The 22,445-nt window shown below is 36.5% G+C and carries 10 protein-coding genes; 7 read left to right on the top strand and 3 right to left on the bottom strand.

Features of this window, described 5'->3' with window-relative positions; all coding sequences use genetic code 11:
- The first annotated feature begins 432 nt into the window (after positions 1-432).
- The 7 genes from DHD80_RS13010 to DHD80_RS12980 all read left to right on the top strand — a co-directional run bounded on the left by DHD80_RS13010 (position 433) and on the right by DHD80_RS12980 (position 19,539).
- Positions 433-3,642, top strand: coding sequence for a TonB-dependent receptor (locus DHD80_RS13010; protein ID WP_251741775.1), 3,210 nt, complete (start codon positions 433-435; stop codon positions 3,640-3,642).
- Between the two features lie 23 nt (positions 3,643-3,665).
- Entirely contained in the window at positions 3,666-5,555 is a 1,890-nt protein-coding gene (locus DHD80_RS13005) for a RagB/SusD family nutrient uptake outer membrane protein (protein ID WP_251741774.1), read from the top strand.
- A gap of 1,645 nt (positions 5,556-7,200) precedes the next feature.
- Positions 7,201-9,909 (top strand): T9SS type A sorting domain-containing protein, encoded by a 2,709-nt coding sequence (locus tag DHD80_RS13000; protein ID WP_251741772.1) that lies wholly within the window; start codon positions 7,201-7,203, stop codon positions 9,907-9,909.
- 149 nt (positions 9,910-10,058) lie between these two features.
- On the top strand, positions 10,059-11,918 hold the full coding sequence (locus tag DHD80_RS12995; RefSeq protein WP_251741770.1) for an arylsulfatase: 1,860 nt from the start codon (positions 10,059-10,061) through the stop codon (positions 11,916-11,918).
- Positions 11,919-12,744: 826 nt separating this feature from the next.
- A complete protein-coding gene (locus DHD80_RS12990; RefSeq protein ID WP_251741769.1) occupies positions 12,745-15,972 on the top strand; it encodes a SusC/RagA family TonB-linked outer membrane protein in 3,228 nt (1,075 codons plus the stop codon).
- A 42-nt stretch (positions 15,973-16,014) separates the two neighbouring features.
- The gene (locus DHD80_RS12985) at positions 16,015-17,766 is read left to right on the top strand and encodes a RagB/SusD family nutrient uptake outer membrane protein (RefSeq protein WP_251741767.1); all 1,752 of its coding nucleotides are present in this window, start codon (positions 16,015-16,017) and stop codon (positions 17,764-17,766) included.
- Positions 17,767-18,342: 576 nt separating this feature from the next.
- Complete coding sequence (locus tag DHD80_RS12980) at positions 18,343-19,539, top strand: DUF4861 family protein (protein ID WP_251741765.1); 1,197 nt, start codon at positions 18,343-18,345, stop codon at positions 19,537-19,539.
- A gap of 59 nt (positions 19,540-19,598) precedes the next feature.
- Here the strand turns inward: DHD80_RS12980 and DHD80_RS12975 are convergent, their stop codons facing one another.
- The 3 genes from DHD80_RS12975 to fucP are packed head-to-tail and all read right to left on the bottom strand — an operon-like array spanning position 19,599 to position 22,440.
- Positions 19,599-20,759 (bottom strand): alpha-hydroxy acid oxidase, encoded by a 1,161-nt coding sequence (locus DHD80_RS12975; RefSeq protein WP_251741763.1) that lies wholly within the window; start codon positions 20,757-20,759, stop codon positions 19,599-19,601.
- Positions 20,760-20,786: 27 nt separating this feature from the next.
- Entirely contained in the window at positions 20,787-21,122 is a 336-nt protein-coding gene (locus DHD80_RS12970) for an L-rhamnose mutarotase (protein ID WP_251741761.1), read from the bottom strand.
- 1 nt (position 21,123) lies between these two features.
- Entirely contained in the window at positions 21,124-22,440 is a 1,317-nt protein-coding gene (gene fucP / locus DHD80_RS12965) for an L-fucose:H+ symporter permease (RefSeq protein WP_251741759.1), read from the bottom strand.
- Positions 22,441-22,445 lie beyond the last annotated feature (5 nt).

The following is a 22,445-nucleotide window of genomic DNA, read 5'->3' as shown; positions in this document are numbered from 1 at the left end:
TCTGAAGAAAGCATATGTTAAATTATTTTTTAATGATCACCCTCTTCATTGTTAAATGAATATTATTTTATAAAGTATATTTTTCTCATTTATACTTCAATTCATATAGAAACTAGGTATCTAGGGATTACTTCTTAAGTAAATGGTTTATAAATTATAACTATAGCATCATGATTTAAAAAGGAAAGGAGATATAATTTATAATATTGTTTACAGAATTTTAACATTAAACTACCAAAACGATTAAGAACTATTATCTAACAATTTACCCATGACTAAAGAATTATTCAAAAATAAAATTATTAACAGAACCTATAATTAAAGAGCTTCGTTTTTTTTAATTATTAATGTGAACTTAAATAGTTAACCAAAAAGTATTTTATGTATCAAACAAACAAAATAAAAAAGTGCTCAATAAAGCCCAGGTTCTTAATGGCTTTATTGGTAGGCTTGTCTTTCAGCAGTTTATATGCTGTTACGAACCCTTTTAGGGTGACAGAAACACCAATAGTTGGTGAACAAAATTTAACAATCACCGGTACGGTAACCTCTCTCGAGGATGAGATGCCTTTAGCCGGAGTTAATATTCTTGTAAAAGGAGCAGTGGGTGTAGGAACCGTTACCGATTTTGATGGGAATTATTCTATAAAGGTGCCCGCCAGCGATGCCGTTCTGATATTTAGTTATACGGGGTTTACAACCCAGGAAGTGCCTGTTGCGGGTAAAACGGTTGTGAATGTTATGTTGGAAACAAACTTAAGTACTTTAGATGAGGTAGTTGTAGTAGGTTTTGGTACACAGACAAAAGCAACACTCACCGGCTCGGTAACCCAGGTAAAAGGGGATGAAGTAGTTAAAGGAAAAGGTACATCAAGTGCAGCCTTAGCCCTTCAGGGGGAAGTTCCGGGTCTAACAATTACCCGTAACTCGTCACGACCGGGTAGTGAAGGCACCGATATTAAAATTCGTGGTGATATTTCTGTAAACAATATTACACCTTTAATTTTATTAGACGGTTTAGAAATTCCAGAATGGCAATTAGCAACACTTAATCCAAACGATATTGAATCATATTCTGTATTAAAAGATGGTGCAGCAGCTATTTATGGTACAAAAGCTGCCGGTGGGGTTATTTTGGTCACTACTAAAAAAGGGAAGAAAGGTACAGCCCCTACCGTATCTTATAAGGGGGAGACACAATTAAACTTTGCAAAAGATTACCCTGTAACTAATCTTCAGGAATGGGCGCAATTGTGGTTAACTGCAGGAGATGGAGATGCTATAGACTTTGTAGATGGAGATGGTAATCCACAAACTGCAGCAGCTAATTACCGTTTCTTTACAAGGGATGAGCTGGTCTCTATTATTGATGGAACCATGCCTATGGCACCAGAATCTTATTTCTGGCTAGGGAAAGATCATCGTTTTGCAGACGTTAACCAGTTTGATGCGGTATATGGTAATACCTTGTCACAAAGGCACGATATTTCAATCTCAGGAGGTAGTGAAAGTGCAACCTATAGAACATCGGTGGGATATGCAGATGAACGTTCTCCAATTAGTTTTGTATATGATGGGCAAAGACGATATAACTTTCGTACCAATATTACTTATGAGGTTAATGAGCTTATAAAAACAGATTTTACAGTTTCTTATGATAATAGGACAATAAATGAACCCACACAAGGTGTCGGACATGGAATTCAAGATATGTACTTGTTTCCATTGTATAATCCTGATGGCCAGTATTATGATATTTTTGGGGCAAATAACTTGTTGGCAAAATTAGATGAAGGTGGCCGTACTAAGAATAATAATGAAATTTTTCGTTTAGGAGGCCAAATAACTTTAGATCTGGATAAATACCTTCAAGGATTATCCTTGAGTTATCTAGGAAACTTCAGTTCAGATAATGCGCGAAAAGTTGCAAGAACCACATCTGTAACTATGTATGACTGGGATGGAAATGTAAGTTCTACACCTACAAGTTTATTAAATTCAGGGGTAGATATTAATGGAGCCAAAAGGCTTTTTCAGAACCATGTTTTAAAAGCCGATTATTCACGAACGTTTGGAAAACATAATATTGCTCTTTTAGTCGGTGCGACGGCAGAACATGACCAAAGAGAAAATTATGGTTTAACAAGGACCAATATGGCTTCCGATGAATTGGACGATATAAATACCGGTGATGTTACAACGCAAACTAATTCAGGAGGAAGTAGTGCTGTAGGATTAGTGTCCTATATGGGTAAGGTAAATTATAATTATGATGGCATTTATCTATTGGAAGCCTTGGGGCGTCGAGACGGATCCTCGCGTTTACACCCGGATTATAGATGGAGAGATTTTTATAGTGCCTCCGCAGGTATCCGATTCTCGGAAATGGGCTTTATGAGAGGTGGTTTCTTTGATAATTTAAAAGTACGTGCCTCTTATGGTGAGACGGGATCAGTTACGGGTATTGGAGCTTATGATTATTATTCCAATATTGGAACCGGTTCAGGTGTTTTTGGAGCTAATCCCGCATTAGTTAATACAGCTTGGATTAGTGGTATGACGTCTACCGACCGTACCTGGGAGCGCGTAGCAACAACTAATTTCGGTTTGGATTTTGCAATTTTTGATGGTCGTTTAAATGGTACAGGTGAGTATTTTATTCGAGAAAATAACGATATGTTAATTAATATAACTTATCCTTCATTATTAGGAGCTGCACCGCCAAAAACGAATAGTGGTGAGTTTAAGACAACAGGTTATGAACTGTCTGTAAACTGGAGGGATCAAATAGGTGATCTTAATTATAATATAGGTGCAATGCTATGGGACAACCAGAGTGAAGTTACCAAATTGGAAGGTGCAACAGCCATTTCCAGAGGAGTAAATAGAGTGATAGAAGGAAAACCATTAAACGCCATTTATGCTTATAAAACTGACGGTCTGTTAACTACAGAAGACCAGGTATTAGATTATTATAACCAATTTGGGTTTACCGATCCTTCAGATCAAAATGTCATGAAACCAGGAACTTTACTGCCTAGATATAGGAGTGCAGATCGTTTGGTTCCTGGTACGGTAAATCGTGTCGATGTAAATGGTGATGGAGTTATTAATGAAGACGACTTGGTATATATCGGGGATACAAATCCGCATACAAGTTTTAGCATTAGCATTGGCCTAGAATATAAAGGGTTTGATTTTAGTACCTTCTTTCAAGGTGTAGCTAATCAAAATATTGTACGAGATGGTTCATTAGCCTATCCATTTGCACAATGGTGGACAAATCAAAATGTATCTTTTCTTGGAAATACCTGGACTCCTGATAATCCAAATGCAGACAATCCAGCTAGTTTTTATAACGGACAAAGAAAAAACTGGAATTATGGACACCTTAACGATAGGAATGTTATTAATGCATCTTATATGCGCGCCAAAGTGGTTACATTAGGTTATAGCCTTCCCTCTGATGCTCTGGTACAAATGGGATTAGACAGACTTCGTTTTTCACTTACCGGTAACGATCTATTTGTAATTTCAAATGTAAATGACGGGTTGGATCCTGAAGCAGGATTACAAACCAGACAGGGAAATTCAGTGCCATTTGTATCTACTGCGATCCTGGGTGTGGAATTATCATTTTAATTATTAAAATAATATTCAAGAATATGAAAAATAAAAATTTAACCTTAAAGGGGATATGTATCACAGCCGTACTTGCTGTGTTCATACTAACTGGATGTGAACAAGAATATTTGGATCAGGAACCACAAGATTCACTTACGGAAGCGGTATATTTTAAAACACCAGAACATTTTGAAAATGCAGCAAATCGTTTCTATCGTCGATTGGGATTTGAATATGGAGATGAATCATCTGATTTATCTGGAAATATTTCTGGGGATCTATATGGTCAGGGTAATGGAGTTACTACGCCTACAGATCCTATTTGGAACAGCAACTACAGTTTGCTTCGCGATCCTAATATCTTAATTGAGAAGGCTGAAGAATACGCGGGAGATCAATCGGAAATTGCTGAATCTGTTGGTACGGCTTATTTTTTTAGGGCTTGGCATCATTACAAATTATTGCAGCGCTTTGGTGGGGTACCTATAGTAACCAGTCCCCTAGAAGTAAATTCTGAAGAACTTTATGGGCCAAGAAATAGTCGTTATGAAGTGGTAGATCAAATTATTAAAGATTTAGTTATAGCCATAGAAAAATTACCTTCACAAAACAGTTTAGGACTTGAAGATCAAGGAAAACTTTCTTTGGAAGCTGCAAAGTCTTTTAAAGCTCGTGTCCTATTATACGAGGCCACCTGGGAAAAGTATGTGGGTAACGCCACAGATGGTGATGGTACAAGTGAAGGAGCAGGTTCTGCTATGCCTTCAGGTTACCCGAGTGTTCAAGATATGCTGTCCGAGGCAAAACAGGAGTCATTAGACGTTATTAATAGTGGTGCTTTCGAGTTATGGGATCATCGTGCAGAACTAGGGGACCGTCATTTATATTATTTATTCAATTTAGAAGATGGAGGCTCTAATCCTGCGGGATTAACCAAGGCAGACAATAAAGAATACATCTTTCAAACAGTATTCGATTATACTCTTAGACAAACTAGGTTAAATATTACCCATGCAAAACCATTAACCCCCACAAGAAAATTAATGGATATGTATTTAGTTGAAGATGGATTGCCAGTGCAACACTCTCCTCTTTTTGAAGGCTATGATAAAATAACTTCAGAATTTCAAAACCGTGATATGCGTGTTACGAGTTTTGTTCGTGTTCCTTTTAAAGAATATTGGGGATGGGGTTCCAATACAGATGGTGGCGGAGCGCAATACGGCGTAGACTTTGCAGAAAGTGGGATCAATTATGATTACCGTTATATACCTCAATTACTATCACCTTCCGGAGGTCGAAATATTGGTTATACAGGAGTGAAATTTACTACAGAATATCGGTTGCGTGAAACTAGAGAAGAATCATTTAATTATCCACATATTAGGTATGCAGAAGTTTTGTTAATCTATGCGGAAGCCACTGCTGAATTAAATGATGGCATTATTTCAGATGCAGATCTTGATATGTCTATAAATAAAATTAGGGAACGCTCAGGTGTTGCTCCCTTAACCAATGCTTTAATCGCACCGTTCTCAGATTTAACAATGTTGGGTGAAATTCGTAGGGAGCGAGGCATAGAACTTTTTGGTGAGAACTTTCGTTTTGATGATGTGAAACGTTGGGGGATAGCAGAAGAAGAGCTAAACAAAACAGTAGCCCTTAATTATGTAGAAGGCACAGAATATGAAACCGCTGAAAATCCAAAAGATCCAGGTACTAAACTGTATAATCCAGATGCATTCCCTTATGGAGTTACACAAGCTGAACAATCAGTATCAAGTTATGACGGGATTGCTACTACAAAGCCTGGAGCTTTAATTCTCGATCCGGCAAGTAATCGTAATTTTACAATTAAAAATTATTTGGATCCAATTCCAACAGATGAAATAAGACTTAATCCTGCATTATTGCAGAATCCAGGATGGTAATTATTAATTAGGGATTTTTTATTATTAAAGCAGTTGTAATTTTTATTATAGCTGCTTTTTTATAATATAGAGTTAGAGAATATAAAATTCCCATGATAAGATATCCTCTCCAATTTTAAAAAAAAACGAGCCTTTTAGAAGAGAAAGTTAAAAACATTCCTTTTACATTATCCAATTCTTTATTAGGGTTTCAAAATAGAATGAGATTAAAGGTGGACTTTATCTAAACATAGGAAGAGATGTTTTAATTAATAATTATTTAGGGTGTATTTAGTGAAGTTTAATTCTAAAAATTAAACACTAATGACCCTTAGTTATTGAAAATGGATTATAAGTGATAGCTAATGAAGCATAATTTATCCAACATTTATCATACAATGCATAGATTGCAATTGTAATATGCTCAACTGAATCTAGAAGCAATGGACGAATCTGGTTCTACTCTGTTAAGTTTGGCAAGCTTATCCTGAAGAACAATAATTAATAGTTGAATTTTTAAGTACTCTTTATAAATTATTCTCAAAGAACATACATTGAATTAGCTTCGTTGAAAACAGTCAGATTTTTAGTTTATACTTGAGTTAATTAGGAGAAGGCACTCTTGGTTTTAGTTGGAATTCCTCTTTGAGTGCCTTTTTTAATATTCGCAGGATTATAAATTAAAAATTTATAATCAAATCTTGACTGTACGGTTTTGTGCCAGTAATTACTTTTAACTATCAATATTCAAGCTGATGAGATGGTTAGATACCTTGCTGGATGAAAAACGGATATACATAAACCAAATTCATTTTTCGCCGAATAATAGTATGAACACTATTCGAAAATAGGTTTCTTTATTATATCGAAATAAGGAATATACGATAAATAAGATTTTACGGATATATCCAGTGCTTTATGCCGATTTTACTAATTGCAATAGTAATTTAAATAATATGAAAATAACTGGATAAAACCTTAAAAGAAGCAATACCAAAGATGAGTTGGTTAAAACTTATAAATGAAACGATTATATAATTAATAATATGGAGAATGGACTCTCGTTCTTATAAATCTTGTAAAAATAAAAAGCACATATTTAATAAAATTATTCTTTGTAATAACAATAATTCTGATGGTAACATGGAGGGGGGCAGTGTATTATAATTATGTCCAAGCTTATTCAAAATCTTAGGGCTTAAGAAAACCTGAATTAGAAAAGTTTCCTTTCAATCGAATTTTTTACCGTAAAGTTTAAAAATCTGGCTCATTCCAGATCATATTTCGTCAATATTTAGGAAACATAGTCTAGCGAATCTTTCCTTTTTTATTATTCCGAAAAGTTAAAACAGAAATAATCTAACGAAGAAAATTTCCAAACTGAGCTGATTTTAAGGATTTGCATCTGGAAATCATAGAATTGGGTTATTATTTATATAAAATGGTTTAATAATTAAAACCTTCTATTAATAAAATAAAGAAATTGGTAATAATAAGGATGATAAATTTAAAAATCCGTAAAGGGGTGTATTTCAGAATTCATTAAGCTTTGAGTATTGCACTGTATCACAACCTCCTTAATGTCTGGCTGTTGCCAGATCATTCGATCTTTAGATGATTAAATAACTGAATTAAAATAAAATTAATCTTTACCTAAAACCAAATTATGGAATATAATTCTACAAAAAAACTGAAACGGATGAATGACGCTCTAACTAAATTTTGGCTTGTCATATTGTTTGTTTCATTAGGCATTGGCGTACAGGCTCAAATTATTGTGAATTCATTAGAAGAATTAGAACCTTATCTGGATGATGATAATGTTCATGTAAAACTGGCTCCGGGAACTTACTCTATTACTGCGGCAGACGTAACTGAAGGTCGTATTGGCAGTACTAGTGAAACCTGGGATAATGTACGCCGGCTTTTTGCCTTTAAGGGGAATAAAAGTGTTTATGATTTTACAGATGTGATATTTGAAATAGATACTGAAATTCTTCAAGCTTTCGGGAGGAAGGATGTTTATGAGCTACATATTACCGGTAGTGAAAATGTCCTCAAAAATTTGACGATTGAAGATATAGGAAATACAAGACCCGCACATCGTGCAACCAGTATTGTGGTAGATGGACGTGCGAACAGGTTAGAAGGTATCCATATGACGGTAAGGGGATCCTTTCCGTATGGATATGGGGATGCCTTCGGAAAGGGCGGCGGCCCGGTAATAAGGCATAATAAGCACAGTGCGCTCCTGGTAAGAGGGGAAAGCAACCATATAAAAGACTGTTCAATTATCCACAGGTCTTACGGCCATGCAATTTTTATGCAGGCTGCATCTAACCCGCTTATTGAAGGGTGTTACGTGGAAGGAGAGATGCGATCTACAGATGACATGCTAAAAGAAGAAGGAACAGGCTCTCCGGCAGATGAGGTTGATTTTATGACCGTTTGGGGCTATAGACTTCCCGCTGGATATATGCTAAGTACCGGGGAGGCAGGAATACGTGCCTATAATGCCGGACAAACTATTGTAGATGGCAAATTTTTCCAAAGAGGAACTTCTAATCCTACCATCCTGAACTGTGTTGTAAAAAATATGAGAACGGGAGTAACAGTAGCACATGCTACCGGGAAAAAGTATGTTGAGGGAACTACCGCCATAGGTTGCGAAAACGGATTTTCCCTAGGCTCTGGAGATGTCGTGAATTGTAAAGCCGATTGCACGTATGGACCTGTTTATACTTCAACATATGAATCAGATAGAAATTACAATGCGAATATTGAGATCCTTCCTTCAAGTGTACCTTATTATAATGGTTCTGGATCTGTGGCATACATTGGCGGCAGTGGCCATGAAATTACACTTCATGGTTCTTCAGAAGCGGTGGAACAAGGCTTGAAAATCAAGGTTGGAGGAGATAAGAACAATATTCGTTTGTTATATGGGAATCTTCCACATCAAAATAATTTTTCAGCATCAAACTTCACCCTAAAAAATTATACGGAATATCCTATTGAACTTTCCGAAGAAACTTCAGGTGTAACCGGACTTTCTTGTGGACCTATCTTTGATAACGGTACAAACAATACTATTGCAGCTAATAATTGCGATGGTGCGTTAGTAGCTCCCTGGCAGAATATAGATATAGGTATTGAGAAATCTCAAGGAGCAGCTACAGATTTTGGAGGAACTTTCACATTAAGCGGTGCTGGAAATCATCAAAATAAAATTAAGGACGAATACCATTTCGTTTACCAGGAGGTGACAGGAGATGCTACTATTATAGCTAAACTAGATTCTTTTGAATCAATTCACCCGTGGTCTATCGCCGGATTAATGATTCGTGAAGATGTTGAAAGCGACCAATCTAAATTTGCCATGATTGGTGCTACTGAAACAAAGGGAGCACTATTTAGAACCAGAACCATGAATGGAGAGCCTTATGAAGAACTTAGTATTGAAAATGAAAAACCAAACTGGATACGTTTAGAACGAATGCTCGATACATTTACCGTTTCTGTATCTGTAGATGGATTGGAATGGACAGTTGTAGGCGAAACTGAAATATCCATGAATGACACACTGTATATGGGAATGTATGTTTCCTCTGGCAATAAGACGAAGCTGGCTACTGCTAAGTTTAAGTCTGTTGCAATTGATATTCCCTCTGAATTCGAACCACGTCCGGGTAGAACGTATCATATCATTAGCCCAAGATGGAATAGTAAAGTAGCAGCGAACGGAGATCCTTTGCCATACACTACCTCTTTAGATGCCACAGGTTCTAATGTGGAATGGGTGGTAAAAAAGAGTGATGTAGAGGGATACTTTTATCTGGAAAGTAATGGTAGCACAGATCTGGCAAGATTAGCATCTGATAAGACAAATGCAATCATGACAAATACCGACGAATCTACTTCATTAACTAGATGGCAGTTTGTAGAATACCGGGAAGGAATTTATTGGGTTAAAACACAGGATAAATCGAATCCGAACCTTCAGGCATTTGGAGAAGGCAATTTAATGGTGACAACTGGCACGGGTAGCTATACCAGGTTTCAGTTTGTGTTAGTGCCAGATCCGGTTGGAAAGCAACAATCTGAAAGCATTTCGTCTGAAAAGCAATCTTCTGAAAGTAACTTAGTAAATGCGTATCCTAATCCTGTAGTAGACCAGTTGAATATTAATCAAACTTCAACTCAATATGATCACTATGAAATCATTAATCTGTCTGGGGGAGTAATAGCACAGGGTGAAATTAAGAATGCAAAGAATCCCTTCATTATAGATATGTCTGGCATCAAAAAAGGGATATATTTAATCCGTTTATCAGGCAGTAATACACAGGAAACTGTAAAGATTATTAAACAATAATTTAAAAATTTAAAATACCATCAGTTGTATAAGAACTTAAGGATCTACCTGATTAATTATATCAGGAGATCCTTATCAATATATCGGTGGAATCTAATATTTCTGCAGGGTATTAAAATTAAGTAATCGCTATAATTTTTTATAATTGAATGATGATTAGAAATATTAAGAATAACACTTTCCATTTAGTATTAATAGCATTAAGTCTGTTGGTGTCGAGTTGCAGCTCAGTAGCCAAGAAAAAAGAGATAAGCGGTTTAAAAGAAAAACCAAATGTAATTCTTATCATGGTTGATGATCAGGGTTACGGAGATATTGCCAGCCTTGGAAATGAACATATCAAAACACCTAATATTGACGCTTTACATGATGTTAGTGCCAGATTCACACAATATCACGTATCTCCTACCTGCGCTCCAACCAGAGCAGCAATTCTAACGGGCCGTCATTCTAATAGAACAGGGGTATGGCATACCGTTAACGGCCGATCTTTAATTCTGGAAAGAGAAACGACCATGGCGCAGGTTTTTAAAGATAATGGATATGCTACTGGTATCTTCGGAAAATGGCATCTGGGAGATAATTATCCTTTCCGCCCACAGGATAAAGGTTTTGACGAAGTTTTAGTTCACGGTGGTGGGGGTATTGAGCAAACCATGGATTATTGGGATAACGATTATTTTGATGATACTTACTGGCACAATGGTGAACTGGAAAAGTATAACGGCTTTTGTACCGATATCTGGTTCGAAAATGCTAAGGCATATATTGAAGAGAATAAGGACAAACCTTTTTTCTGTTATCTATCTACCAATGCGGCGCATTCGCCATATTTCGTTGATGAGAAATATTCAGATCCATATAAAGACAATGAAAATATCCCGAATGCAGCTTTTTACGGTTTAATTGCGAATGTTGATGAGAACATAGGAAAACTCGTAGACTATTTGGAGGCTTCAAAATTGATGGATAACACAATCTTAATTTTCACAACAGATAATGGAACCGCCTCGGGTGCGAAAATCGAAGAAGGTGGAGATAGATTGGATGGATTTATCGCCAACGGCTATAACGCGGGAATGCGTGGTGTAAAAGCAAGCATGTACGAAGGCGGACATCGCGTGCCGTTGTTTATACACTGGAAAGATGGGGGAATTACTGTGGGTAAAGATATCAATGAACTAACGGCACATTATGATATACTACCCACCTTGGTAGAATTATGCGGATTAGAACTAAAAAAAGATCTGGATTTTGATGGTACAAGCCTTGTACCTTTAATTAAAGATGAAAAAGGGAAAGAAAAATTTGAGGATCGGGTTATCATTACAAACTCACAGCGAATTGAAAATCCGGAACCTTGGAGACGTACAGCGTTCATGCAGGGTGACTGGAGGGTCATTAATGGGAAAGAACTTTATAGTTTAGATACAGATCCAGAGCAAAGAAATAATATTGCAGCCCAGCATCCTGAAAAGATGATTGAATTTAAAAAAGCTTATGACAATTGGTGGAAAGAAATATCCCCAAGCTACGAAGCTCAACCCTATATTATTATAGGCGATGAGGCAGAAAATCCTACAACTGTATTTGGTCATGACTGGCATACAGAAAGGATTGCAAGCCCATGGCACCAAAGACATATTAGGTTTGGATATATTGACAATGGATATTGGTTGATAAGGGTAGCTGAAAGTGGCACCTATACTTTCAAATTAAGGCGCTGGCCCGAAGAAACCGGTTTAGCCTTAAATGCTAAAGCTCCCATAAGGCCGGCTTTACCCGGAACTACGGTAAAAAAGAGTGTGGAGAGTAAAGTGTTAAGCATTAATAAAGCTAAGATTGAGATTCAGGATCAGGTGCTTTCTAAAGAAGTGGACCCAGGTCAGGAGTATGTTGAATTCCAGGTTAAATTAAAGGAAGGAGAAACTAAACTCCAAACCTGGTTTAATTTAGAATCGAATGAAAAATTAGGAGCGTACTATGTCCAGATTAGTAAAATGCCTTAACCAGGCATTCCTAATTTAAAGAAGTGACCTATAAAAAAGGCAATTGAGAATATTCTCAATTGTTTTTTTTGTGATTGTAATCAAATAGAAACTCTATAAAATAGAGGTATTGGATATGTGATTTTTTTTGTCAATTAAAATTTTCACGTATTTCTACAAATGACTATTTACCCGACCAATTCAAAATTAAGTATCCTACTTCTTAATTTCAAGATTAATTTTGCCCATTCTTAAAAGTCTAATTTAAGAGGCAATGCACTGAAACTTATATCCATTTATCATTCAGTTCATTAATTCAAATTTTTTTCGAATTCGTTGGATAGAAATTGTCTCTTTTCAGGTCCCCTTAACTCTTTTAATTTGAACCACAGCCAGGGTGATATACCTGTAAAAATACCATTCTTAAGTTTTATATCTGAAAATATCTATTCTAATTCGGTTGGAAAAAGTTAAAATACCATTAATTATAAATGTTAAAAATTAACATTCTAATATTTCTTTTGAATAAGTAGGTGTTTAGTATTTTTTTCTTCAATATTGCTTTCAATATTGATATACAGTGCGTTTATATTTCGTATTTATAACTAAATGGGTTGTAATTTATAATCATAGATTCATAGTTTAAACTCTCTAAGTGGAATAATTTTTAATATTGTTTACAGAATCTTAACATTTGAGATACTACAACGATTGAGAAAACTAACTAATTGAATTAATCATGACCAGTAAATTATTAAAAATAGATTTTGAACCGAATTGAACCGTAAGAATTGCTTTTTTCTTTACCGTTAATTTGAAATTAAATATGAAACAAAATAAATATCTTATGTATCTATCAAATAGACTTAATAAATGCTTCTGGAAGCCAAAGTTATTGCTGGCGCTCATGGTAGGTTTACCATTTTCCAGTTTTCAAGCTACTGCAGAGAATTTAAGAGTAACAGAAGAACTCATAATAGATCAACAGGAAATCACAATTTCGGGTACTATAACCTCTGCCGATGATGATATGCCTCTACCGGGAGTTAATATAGTAGTAAAAGGATCATCAAGTGTGGGAACTACAACCGATTTTGATGGTAACTATTCTATAGAAGTACCCTCCAGCGATGCCGTTCTGGTATTCAGTTATACAGGCTTTACAACTCAGGAAGTACCGGTAGCCGGAAATACAGTGATAAACGTTGCCCTGCAGACCAATTTAAGTACTTTGGATGAAGTGGTGGTGGTAGGTTATGGTACCTCTAAAAAGGAAACATTAACAGGTGCAGTAGACCAAATAACATCTGAAACCTTTGAAGATCGTGCCGTTACAAACGTTGCATTAGCATTACAAGGGCAAACGCCTGGATTAGTGGTGAATAGAAATTCCTCCAGACCCGGTAATGAAAATGTTGCTTTACAAATTAGGGGAGCTACTTCAGTGAACGGAGGAAGTCCATTAATAGTAATCGATGGAGCACCAGCTTTTGATAATAGTGAGTTTTACAGAATGAATCCGGATGATATTTCATCTATTAGTGTTCTTAAAGATGGTTCTGCCTCCATATATGGTTCCAGGGCGGCCAATGGTGTTATTCTGGTAACCACTAAAAAAGGTAAAGGGAAAATGAAAGTTGAATTTAATTCTATGCTTAGAATGAATTTCCTTGGACCAAGGCCACCACTACCATCTTACGAACAATATGGACAACTATGGTTAGATGCAGCAGAGCAGGATGTAGTTCCTAATTATTGGAACTGGGGAGAAGAAACTGTACGGTCTATAGCAGCTGGCGAATCTGGATTTTTTCAAACAGCACCTGCCGTTTGGGGGTATGATGGACTCGTATACATGGCACCAGCTGATCGTTTTACTGAATTGTACGGATCTAACACCGGTCAACAACAAAGTTTAAGTCTTTCTGGAAGTTCAGAACAAGCAAGATACAGATTATCTTTTGGCCATTCTGAATCTAAAGGTGCTTTGAAAACTGCTTATGACGGTATAAAACAGTATTCTGTAAGGTTGAACACTGATTTTGATATTACTGAAAAATTAAATTTGGGTACTAACATTTCACTCCAAAAAAATATAACCTCGAGCCCTTCATCATCTTTTGGAAGGGCCTTAGTTTCTCAGGATGCACCTGTATTTCCTTCACAAAATCCACAGGGGCAATGGTACGCGAATTTTGGTATAGGAAATACCAATTCAATAGCTGGTACAGTAGATGGTGGTAGAGATAATTTTGAAGAGAATATAGCCAAAGTGTCTGTAAATTTGGACTATGATATTGGATATGGTTTCAGCGCGAATGCAGTTGCAACCTACAACCATATAAATAGTAGACGTGATATTACTACTTTAAATGTGCCATTATATAATTGGAATGGTGAATTAGAGAATGCTATAAATCAAAATCCAAATATTGAAACCCGTGCTATTACCAAATCATATGAAACGTATGGTGGGTTTTTGAACTATGAGAAAAGTTTAGGTGTCCATAACATTAAAGCTATGGTAGGTTTAACCGCCGAGAGAAATGAGTTTCAATCGGTATTGGGAAGAAGATTTGGTTTAGTTAACGAAGGGGTATATGATTTAGATGTTGCCACAGGTGTGCAGGAAACTGAAGGTGGCCAACAACACTCAGGACTATATTCTTATTTAACAAGAATTAATTATGACTTTAATGAAAAATACTTAGTTGAGTTAGTTGGTAGGCGAGATGGATCTTCAAGATTTGCTCCTGGATTTAAATTTAATAACTATGGAAGTGTCTCTGTGGGTTGGAATATCCATAAGGAGAAATTCTTGGAAAATTTTGAGGCTTTAAGTAATTTAAAGATTAGGGCTAGTATTGGTTCTAGTGGAAACCAGGTGGGGATAGGACCTTACGATTATGTTTCTACCATAGGTACCGGTCAGGAACTTTTTGGTCAATCGGGAACCTTAAGCGCTACAGCTTTTATTGATGGTTTAACGACTACCTCAAGAACCTGGGAAAATGTTGTGCTCAAAAATATAGGTATTGATTTCGCATTTTTTAACAATAGGCTTTTTGGATCTTTCGATACTTATGAAAGAGAGAATAATGGAATGTTGGTAAATGTAACCTATCCGGAAGTTTTAGGAGCTAGAGCACCGAAAACGAATAGTGGAAATTTAGAAACCACTGGTTGGGAGGCTACATTAAACTGGAGAGATCAAAAGGAGAATTTCTCATATAATATAGGTGTAAATATGAGTGACAGTAATAACATACTGGTAGACCTTGAAGGAGGAAATTCAATACAAGCAGGTTTGCGTGAAACGGTTGAAGGTTATCCATTAAACTCGTATTTTGTGTGGGAAACAGACGGTTTGTTTCAAACGCAAGAAGAAGTAGATGCTTATATAGCACAATATGCTGTCTCAGGTTCCGAAGTTCCTACTGGAGCCTCTGGATTGCGAGTAGGGGATACAAGAAAAGTAGATTTAGATGGGAATGGTGTAATTAATGATCAAAATCCAGATAATGAAAAAGGGCAGGGTGATGTGAAGTTTGCAGGAGATGCGCAACCTCACTATGTTTTTGGTATCAATATGGGAGCCAAATATAAAGGATTTGATTTTACTGCGTTCTTCCAGGGTGCACTGGAGCAAACGGTTATTAGAAGTGGGGTAAATGCATACCCATTCTTTGTACCATGGCCAAACCAGACAATCGCTTATAATGGTTTAACCTGGACGCCAGAAAATACGAGTGCTACATATCCTAGATTAACCGCCCAGAGGAATCTTGCCCGATGGAACTGGGGAGATACTGATGTTTTTGCACAGGATAATAGATATCTACGACTTAAAACGCTTGTAGTAGGATATACATTGCCTTCTTCACTATTAGATAGACTAAAGATGGATAAAATACGAGTGTATTTCTCAGGAAATGATCTATTTGAGTTCAGCTCTTTAGTGGATGGTTATGATCCTGAGGCCGCAAACACTTTAGCTGAAAGCGATGCGAATATCCAAAGATCAATATATCCCTTTCAACGTACTGTGGCAATTGGTGTTAATGTGGCGTTTTAGAAAAAAAGAAAGCGAATATTTATTAATATAAATAATATACAAATGAAAAGAATAATAATCTTATTTTCTGCAGTCTTATTATTGGTAAGCTGCGAGGATGAATTTCTAGATCTAAATGATCTGGATAGTGTGACTGAACAGGTGTATTTTGATGAACCTCAAAATTTTGTTGATGCTTCTAATAATTTTTATAGAGGTCTGCATTCTCCACAATCAACTGGCGGAGATGGTTTTGATATGATTACCGACTATGGAACTGAATTGAGTGGGTATTTCCAGGATTATGGGCAGGGAATTAATACCCCTACAGATACCGATCTTTACTGGAATAATGCATATACATATCTTAGAGATATAAACTTACTGCTTCAAAAAGCTGATGAATATGTTGCTGATGGAGGTAGTATGGATGATATTAGTGAATCTGTTGCAACCGCATATTTTTTCAGGGCATATCACCATTTTAGATTATTAAAGCGTTTTGGAGGTGTACCTATTGTTACAGAAGTAACTAATGTAGATTCGGAAGTTTTATTCGCTCCGAGAAATAGTAGATATGAAGTTGTAGAGCAGGTTCTTGCAGATTTAGAGTTGGCTATTGCAGATTTACCAGAAACAGCAACAGGTTCTGATCTTGGAAAAATCAGCAGCATTGCTGCTGTAGCTTATAAAGCACGAGTTCTTTTATTTGAAGGTACCTGGGAGAAATATGTAGGTACCGTTACTGATTTTGATGGTTCTGAAACCGATTTAAATTCTGCAGCTTATATAGCAGAAGCGGTCACAACGGCAAAAGCTGTAATGGATAGTGGTCAATTTGAAATATGGAATAAAAACGATGACCCGAGTATGAATAATAATTCATATAAATGGTTATTTACACTCGAAGGGCCAGATTCAAATCCTGGCGGGTATACCAAGGCTTCGAATAATGAATTCATTATTCAGTCTATATTTGACTTTGATTCAGGAAATCAGATTCGTAGTATGTTCACCCAAATAAATTTTGGTAGAAACGCGCCTACCCAAATAGCCTTAGACATGTATTCCACTTTAGACGGTTTACCTATCGAAAAGTCACCTTTATTTGAAGGTTATGCTACACAGGCTGATCAATTTAAAAATAGGGATCGCAGGATGTGGGCGAATTTTGGTGAATTGGTAATCGAAGATGGATCGCTTCCAATACCAGTGATTTCAAATGTCAATAATTCTAATTTATCCAATCAAAAGTTTACTACCTGGAATGGTTATAGAGCTGTGAGAACTGAAGCTTATAACTATCCTCATCTAAGATATGCCGAAATATTGCTCACCTATGCAGAAGCGTTGTATGAGCGTGATGGAGCCATTTCCGACGCTGATTTAGATATATCTGTAAATATAATCAGGGACAGAGCGAATATTGCTCCTTTAACCAATGCCCTGGTTGCTGAAAATAACCTGGATATGCTGGAGGAAATAAGAAGAGAAAGAACGGTTGAGCTTTATATGGAAGATAACAACCACTGGAATGATATACGCAGATGGGATGTAGCAGTAGATTTAATTAATAAAGACCTGGTGGGATACGTAATTGAAGGAACTGAATATGAAAATGACGCTTCACTTTTTGATCCGGCAACTGCCATTTACGGCTTTGTAAATGATTATCCGTCTGGAGTAGGACCAGTGAAGGCCTTGATCATTGACCCAGTAAGCAATAGGCCTTACAGTCATAAGAATTATTTATGGCCCTTACCAATAAATGAATTAGTAATAAATACAAATTTAGTACAAAATCCAGGGTGGTAGTGGCAGTTTAAATAGAGTAATATAGATCTTAAAGAGAGGCTGTTTTCTTAAAAACAGCCTCTCTATTTTTACCAAGATCTGAATATTTCTGACAGCTTTCAATTTGAATTAGAACTCTTCCAGGCACCTTCATTCATTAAAAAATGATAATAACATAACTCATAAAAATAAGCCATTAGGCCCAGTTGAGAAATGTCTAAGCTTAAAATGGTGTAAATGACATTTAAATTATACTATATGATCTATACTTTATCAGTTGTTTGCGTAGTTTCTTTTAAATTGAAAAAAAATGGATGTTTTTTGGAATACCTCCATTTGGTTAATCGTGTGCAGTATGCGATAGGACAGAAAACTTGAATACTAGTTAATTATCAATAAAGTTATTTTGAATTAGCCTTCATAAAATTTATTGAAAAACAATTTTAGTTTTAGTTTGTTGTGAAGATAAAAGGCATTTAAGATTATACGTATGTAATAACTTAGATGTCTTTTTCTATTTTTTTCAGAAATGAAATATTTTATAATAGCTTATATATAAGGTGATTAGTAATAATAAAAGTTAAAAACTATATAAATATGAAGGACAAATATATCTATCTATTCTTTCTGGCGATTTCAACATTAAACTTTATAAGTTGCGATAATCCCGAAGAAAAACGACAACTGACCATTGAAATTGAAAATGACCTTGATTTTTCTAGAAAAGAGGTGGTTTCCATTCCTTATGAAAAATTCGAAAACCTTTTAGAGGAAAAAACTTTTAATAGCTTACGTATAAAAAGAGACAGTGCTGAGAGTTACCTACGAACTCAGTCCATAGATTATGATGAGGATGGTATCCCCGAAGAATTATTATTTCAGGCCGAGGTTGCTGCGAATTCGAAATCCAGATATATCATTGTATTAGATAGCACGATAAAAGAACCCGAAAGTGATGTTATAGCATTTTCCCGTTTTGTGCCAGAACGTACAGACGATTATACCTGGGAAAATGATAAAGTGGCCTTTAGGACCTATGGCCCTACCGGCCAGGAAGAAGCCCTGGCGGGCGTTCCGGGAAGTACACTTTCCAGCGGGATAGACCTATGGCTAAAACGAACCGATAAGACCATCATAGATAAATGGTATGCTGAGCATGGAAAAAATCCAGGATATTACCACATTGATCATGGTGAAGGATATGACCCATACCACGTAGGTGGGAGTAGGGGAACCGGTGGTTCAGGGATCTGGGAAAATGATAGTTTATATGTTTCACAAAACTTCACAGATTATAAGACAATTGCCGATGGACCTTTAAGAACAGTATTTGAACTGGAGTATGCCCCATGGGGTCCTTATAATATTAAAGAAACTAAAAAGATCACTTTAGATCTTGGATCGAATTTTTCCAAATTTGAAGTGAGTTTAGAATCTGATGAAGAAATCCAGGGGTATAGTGTAGGGATTACATTGCACGACAATAAGGGAGAATACGCTATTAATGAAGAAGAGGGTTGGATTCGTCACTGGGAAGAAATAGATAGTTCTTTTGTAGGAGAGGGGCTCGTATTAAACCCAACTATCATAGATTCTGCTTTTGCCAGAAAAGCTGAAATTCCCGATCAGAGTAATCTTTTGGTAATCACTAATCCCGAAAACAAGATAACTTATTATGCAGGTTTCGCCTGGGATAAAAGTGGTCAGGTTTCAAATTTAAATGATTGGGATGCAATGCTGAAGAAGCAGGCATTGATTATGAAAAATCCATTGCGTGTAGAAGTAGAAAACTAATCAAGTAATTTCTTGAAAAATAAACAGGGCGGAAAAAGATTTCCTAAAACCTTACATAATTATTTTATAAGGTGATTCGGGAAATCTTTTACGTTTTCACAACATACCTGTTCCATCACCTGTTGGAGTTGCGTCTTCAGTAAAGAAATGGTATGATCACCGCCTTTTTTACCTAGGGCAGATACTCCGTACATAAAGGATCTTCCCATAAATGTAAATTCGGCCCCTTTCGCTAAGGTCCGGGCAATATCTGGTCCGGATCTTAAACCACTATCCATCATTACAGTGATTTGATCTCCATACTTTTCTGCGATCCTAGTGAGCGGTTTAATAGAAGATTCACCGGCATCGAGTTGCCTGCCTCCATGGTTTGAAACAATAATGCCATCCAATCCTAATCGAACTGCTTTTTCGGCATCCGCCTCATTCGCTACCCCTTTTAATACTAATTTTCCTTTCCACATATCGCGAATAGGCTTAATTTTTTCTTCATTCAACCTTCCGGAAAACGTCTCATCCATGAATTTCCCCAGCTGTCTTAAATCCAGATTTTTTGGCATATAAGGCTTTAAGGTTTCAAAATTGGGTTGTCCATTAATTAAAGTTTCAGCAGCCCATTGGGGTCTTTTTAGGATTTGAAGAATGTTGTTTAGTGACATTTTTGGAGGCATGGCCAAACCATTTCTTATATCCCGCGGCCTAAAACCAAACGTAGGAACATCACAAAGAATTACCAGTACCGGACATCTAGCAGCCTCCGCACGTTTAATGATATCATCCCGCAAACGATCTTCTGTAGGGTGGTATAGCTGAAACCAGGCGTTTCCTTCTGTAATTTCTGCAGCTCGCTCTATACTGGTGGTAGTTACCGTACTTAAGATAAAAGGAATGTTGTGATCAAAGGCAGCTTTAGCAAGAATTTCCGGAGCTTTAGGCCACATGAGTCCCTGTAAACCCACAGGCGCAATTCCAAAAGGAGCATCATAGGTATGACCAAAAAGTTCGGTCTTCATGATGGAAGCAGTATGTTTACTTAAATAATAAGGGGAGAGTTCCACTTCCCTTATTTTGGAAGTGTTCTTATGTAGATTAATATCTTCATTACAACCACCATCGAGATATTCCATGGCAAATTTTGGAACCCGGGTTCTTGCCTTCTTTCTCAAATCCTCTATGGACGGATATTTTGAATTGAATTCTATTTTTTTTCCTTCACGCATAACTTCTGTAATAGCTTAGATTATTGCCTAGAGTTTAAAAATGCTATCCATAAGCACCCATTTTTCTCCATTATCAGCAAAAGGAAGTTTTTTCTGGTATTTAGACATCAGCGCTTCCCATTCCTGAACCGTGGGGCTTTCATTATCCATTTTTTCTTTATTTTCAAAAGAAAAGGAAGGATTTACTTCCATAATCATAAAGAGCCTGTTTCCTATATTGTAGATTTCCATATTTTCAATTCCAGAATCCTTTATGCTCTTGATGACCTCAGGCCATACTTTCTTATGAGCGTCTTTATATTTTCCAATCAATTCTGAATCATCAATTAAATCTAATGCCAGTGTATAGCGTTTAAGTCTCATATTAAAAAGTATGACGTTTTCGAATATAAAGTCCGTAGTATGAAATAAAAATAAAGCATAGTAGAGGTAATATAAAGGAGAAGTTCACCTCTGTGACCCCTAATATTGTAATATCATTTACATCTTTACCTCCAAGGTCTATCAACATTCCCTGTATTTTAGGCATTAATGCTCCGCCCACAATTGCCATGACCAGGCCGGCAGCTCCAATCTTAGAATCTTCTTCTTCTAGGCCTTCTAAAGCAATTGCATAAATTGTGGGAAACATGGGCGACATTGCAAACGAGATTCCCACTAAACAATACAGACCTAATTCCCCTTGAATAAAAATAGTTCCTAAACTAAAGAGGATTGCCAAGAAGCCAAAATACATTAAGAGCTTACCGGAACTCATATACCTTAACATATAAGTGCCAACTGCGCGCCCAAATAAGAATAAGATAAATGCAATAAACTGATAATTGGCGGCATTTGTACTACTTATATTAATGGCTTCGGCGTATTGGTAAATATAGGTCCAGGCCATAATTTGTGCGCCAACATATAGAACCTGGGCAAAAACCCCTATGATGTATTTTTTGTTTTCAACCAGGTCTTTAAAGGTAGTTAGGAGGGTGTTATTTTCTGTACCTTTTTTTGTTTGTGGCATCCTGCTAAATACAATGAGTAAAAAAACCATTAGCATTACCAGGCCTAAAATGACGTACGGATCGCGAATAACCAATAGGTCTGAAGTACGGATCAATGCTTTTTTAGCTTCAGATAAAGCACTATAATTTTCGATATCATCAGATTGGAGGTTTTTAAGTACGAATTGCTGAGCTACCAAAAGTCCTAATAGAAGTCCCACAGGATTAAAAGCCTGTGCAAGATTAAGGCGTTGCGTGGCAGTTTCCTTCGCGCCCATTGCAAGAATATATGGGTTGGCTGTAGTTTCTAAAAAAGCGAGGCCAAAGGTGAGTACATAAAGACCAAGGCAAAAAAACCAGAATTGTTCAGTAATTGCAGCCGGATAAAATAATAAGGCTCCCACAGCATATAAAGCTAAACCTATTAGAACTCCTGTTTTATAGGAGTATTTTCTAACAAATAATGCGGCAGGTAAAGCCATGGAGAAGTATCCTCCATAAAAGGCCATCTGTACCCAGGCTGCTTCTGAATTTGATAGTTCTAAAACTTTTTTAAATGCCTGTACCATGGGATCGGTTACGGCATTGGCAAAACCCCAGAACATAAAAAGGGAAGTGATGAGAATAAATGGTAGTAATACCTTTTTCGATACTACTGGAGAGGTTTTCTTGGGGGTCGTTTTATTCATGTTCT

This window comes from Gramella sp. AN32, assembly GCF_023718305.1.
Lineage (GTDB): Bacteria > Bacteroidota > Bacteroidia > Flavobacteriales > Flavobacteriaceae > Christiangramia > Christiangramia antarctica.
This window is presented reverse-complemented; position numbering and strand designations above follow the sequence as displayed.

What these genes read in the sequence shown, in the direction of transcription:
- DHD80_RS12995 (WP_251741770.1), top strand. Translation starts at nt 10,059, where the DNA reads ATGATGATTAGAAATATTAAGAATAACACTTTCCATTTAGTATTAATA.
- DHD80_RS13005 (WP_251741774.1), top strand. Translation starts at nt 3,666, where the DNA reads ATGAAAAATAAAAATTTAACCTTAAAGGGGATATGTATCACAGCCGTA.
- fucP (WP_251741759.1), bottom strand. Translation starts at nt 22,440, where the DNA reads ATGAATAAAACGACCCCCAAGAAAACCTCTCCAGTAGTATCGAAAAAG.
- DHD80_RS13010 (WP_251741775.1), top strand. Translation starts at nt 433, where the DNA reads ATGGCTTTATTGGTAGGCTTGTCTTTCAGCAGTTTATATGCTGTTACG.
- DHD80_RS12990 (WP_251741769.1), top strand. Translation starts at nt 12,745, where the DNA reads ATGTATCTATCAAATAGACTTAATAAATGCTTCTGGAAGCCAAAGTTA.
- DHD80_RS12980 (WP_251741765.1), top strand. Translation starts at nt 18,343, where the DNA reads ATGAAGGACAAATATATCTATCTATTCTTTCTGGCGATTTCAACATTA.
- DHD80_RS12975 (WP_251741763.1), bottom strand. Translation starts at nt 20,759, where the DNA reads ATGCGTGAAGGAAAAAAAATAGAATTCAATTCAAAATATCCGTCCATA.
- DHD80_RS13000 (WP_251741772.1), top strand. Translation starts at nt 7,201, where the DNA reads ATGGAATATAATTCTACAAAAAAACTGAAACGGATGAATGACGCTCTA.
- DHD80_RS12985 (WP_251741767.1), top strand. Translation starts at nt 16,015, where the DNA reads ATGAAAAGAATAATAATCTTATTTTCTGCAGTCTTATTATTGGTAAGC.
- DHD80_RS12970 (WP_251741761.1), bottom strand. Translation starts at nt 21,122, where the DNA reads ATGAGACTTAAACGCTATACACTGGCATTAGATTTAATTGATGATTCA.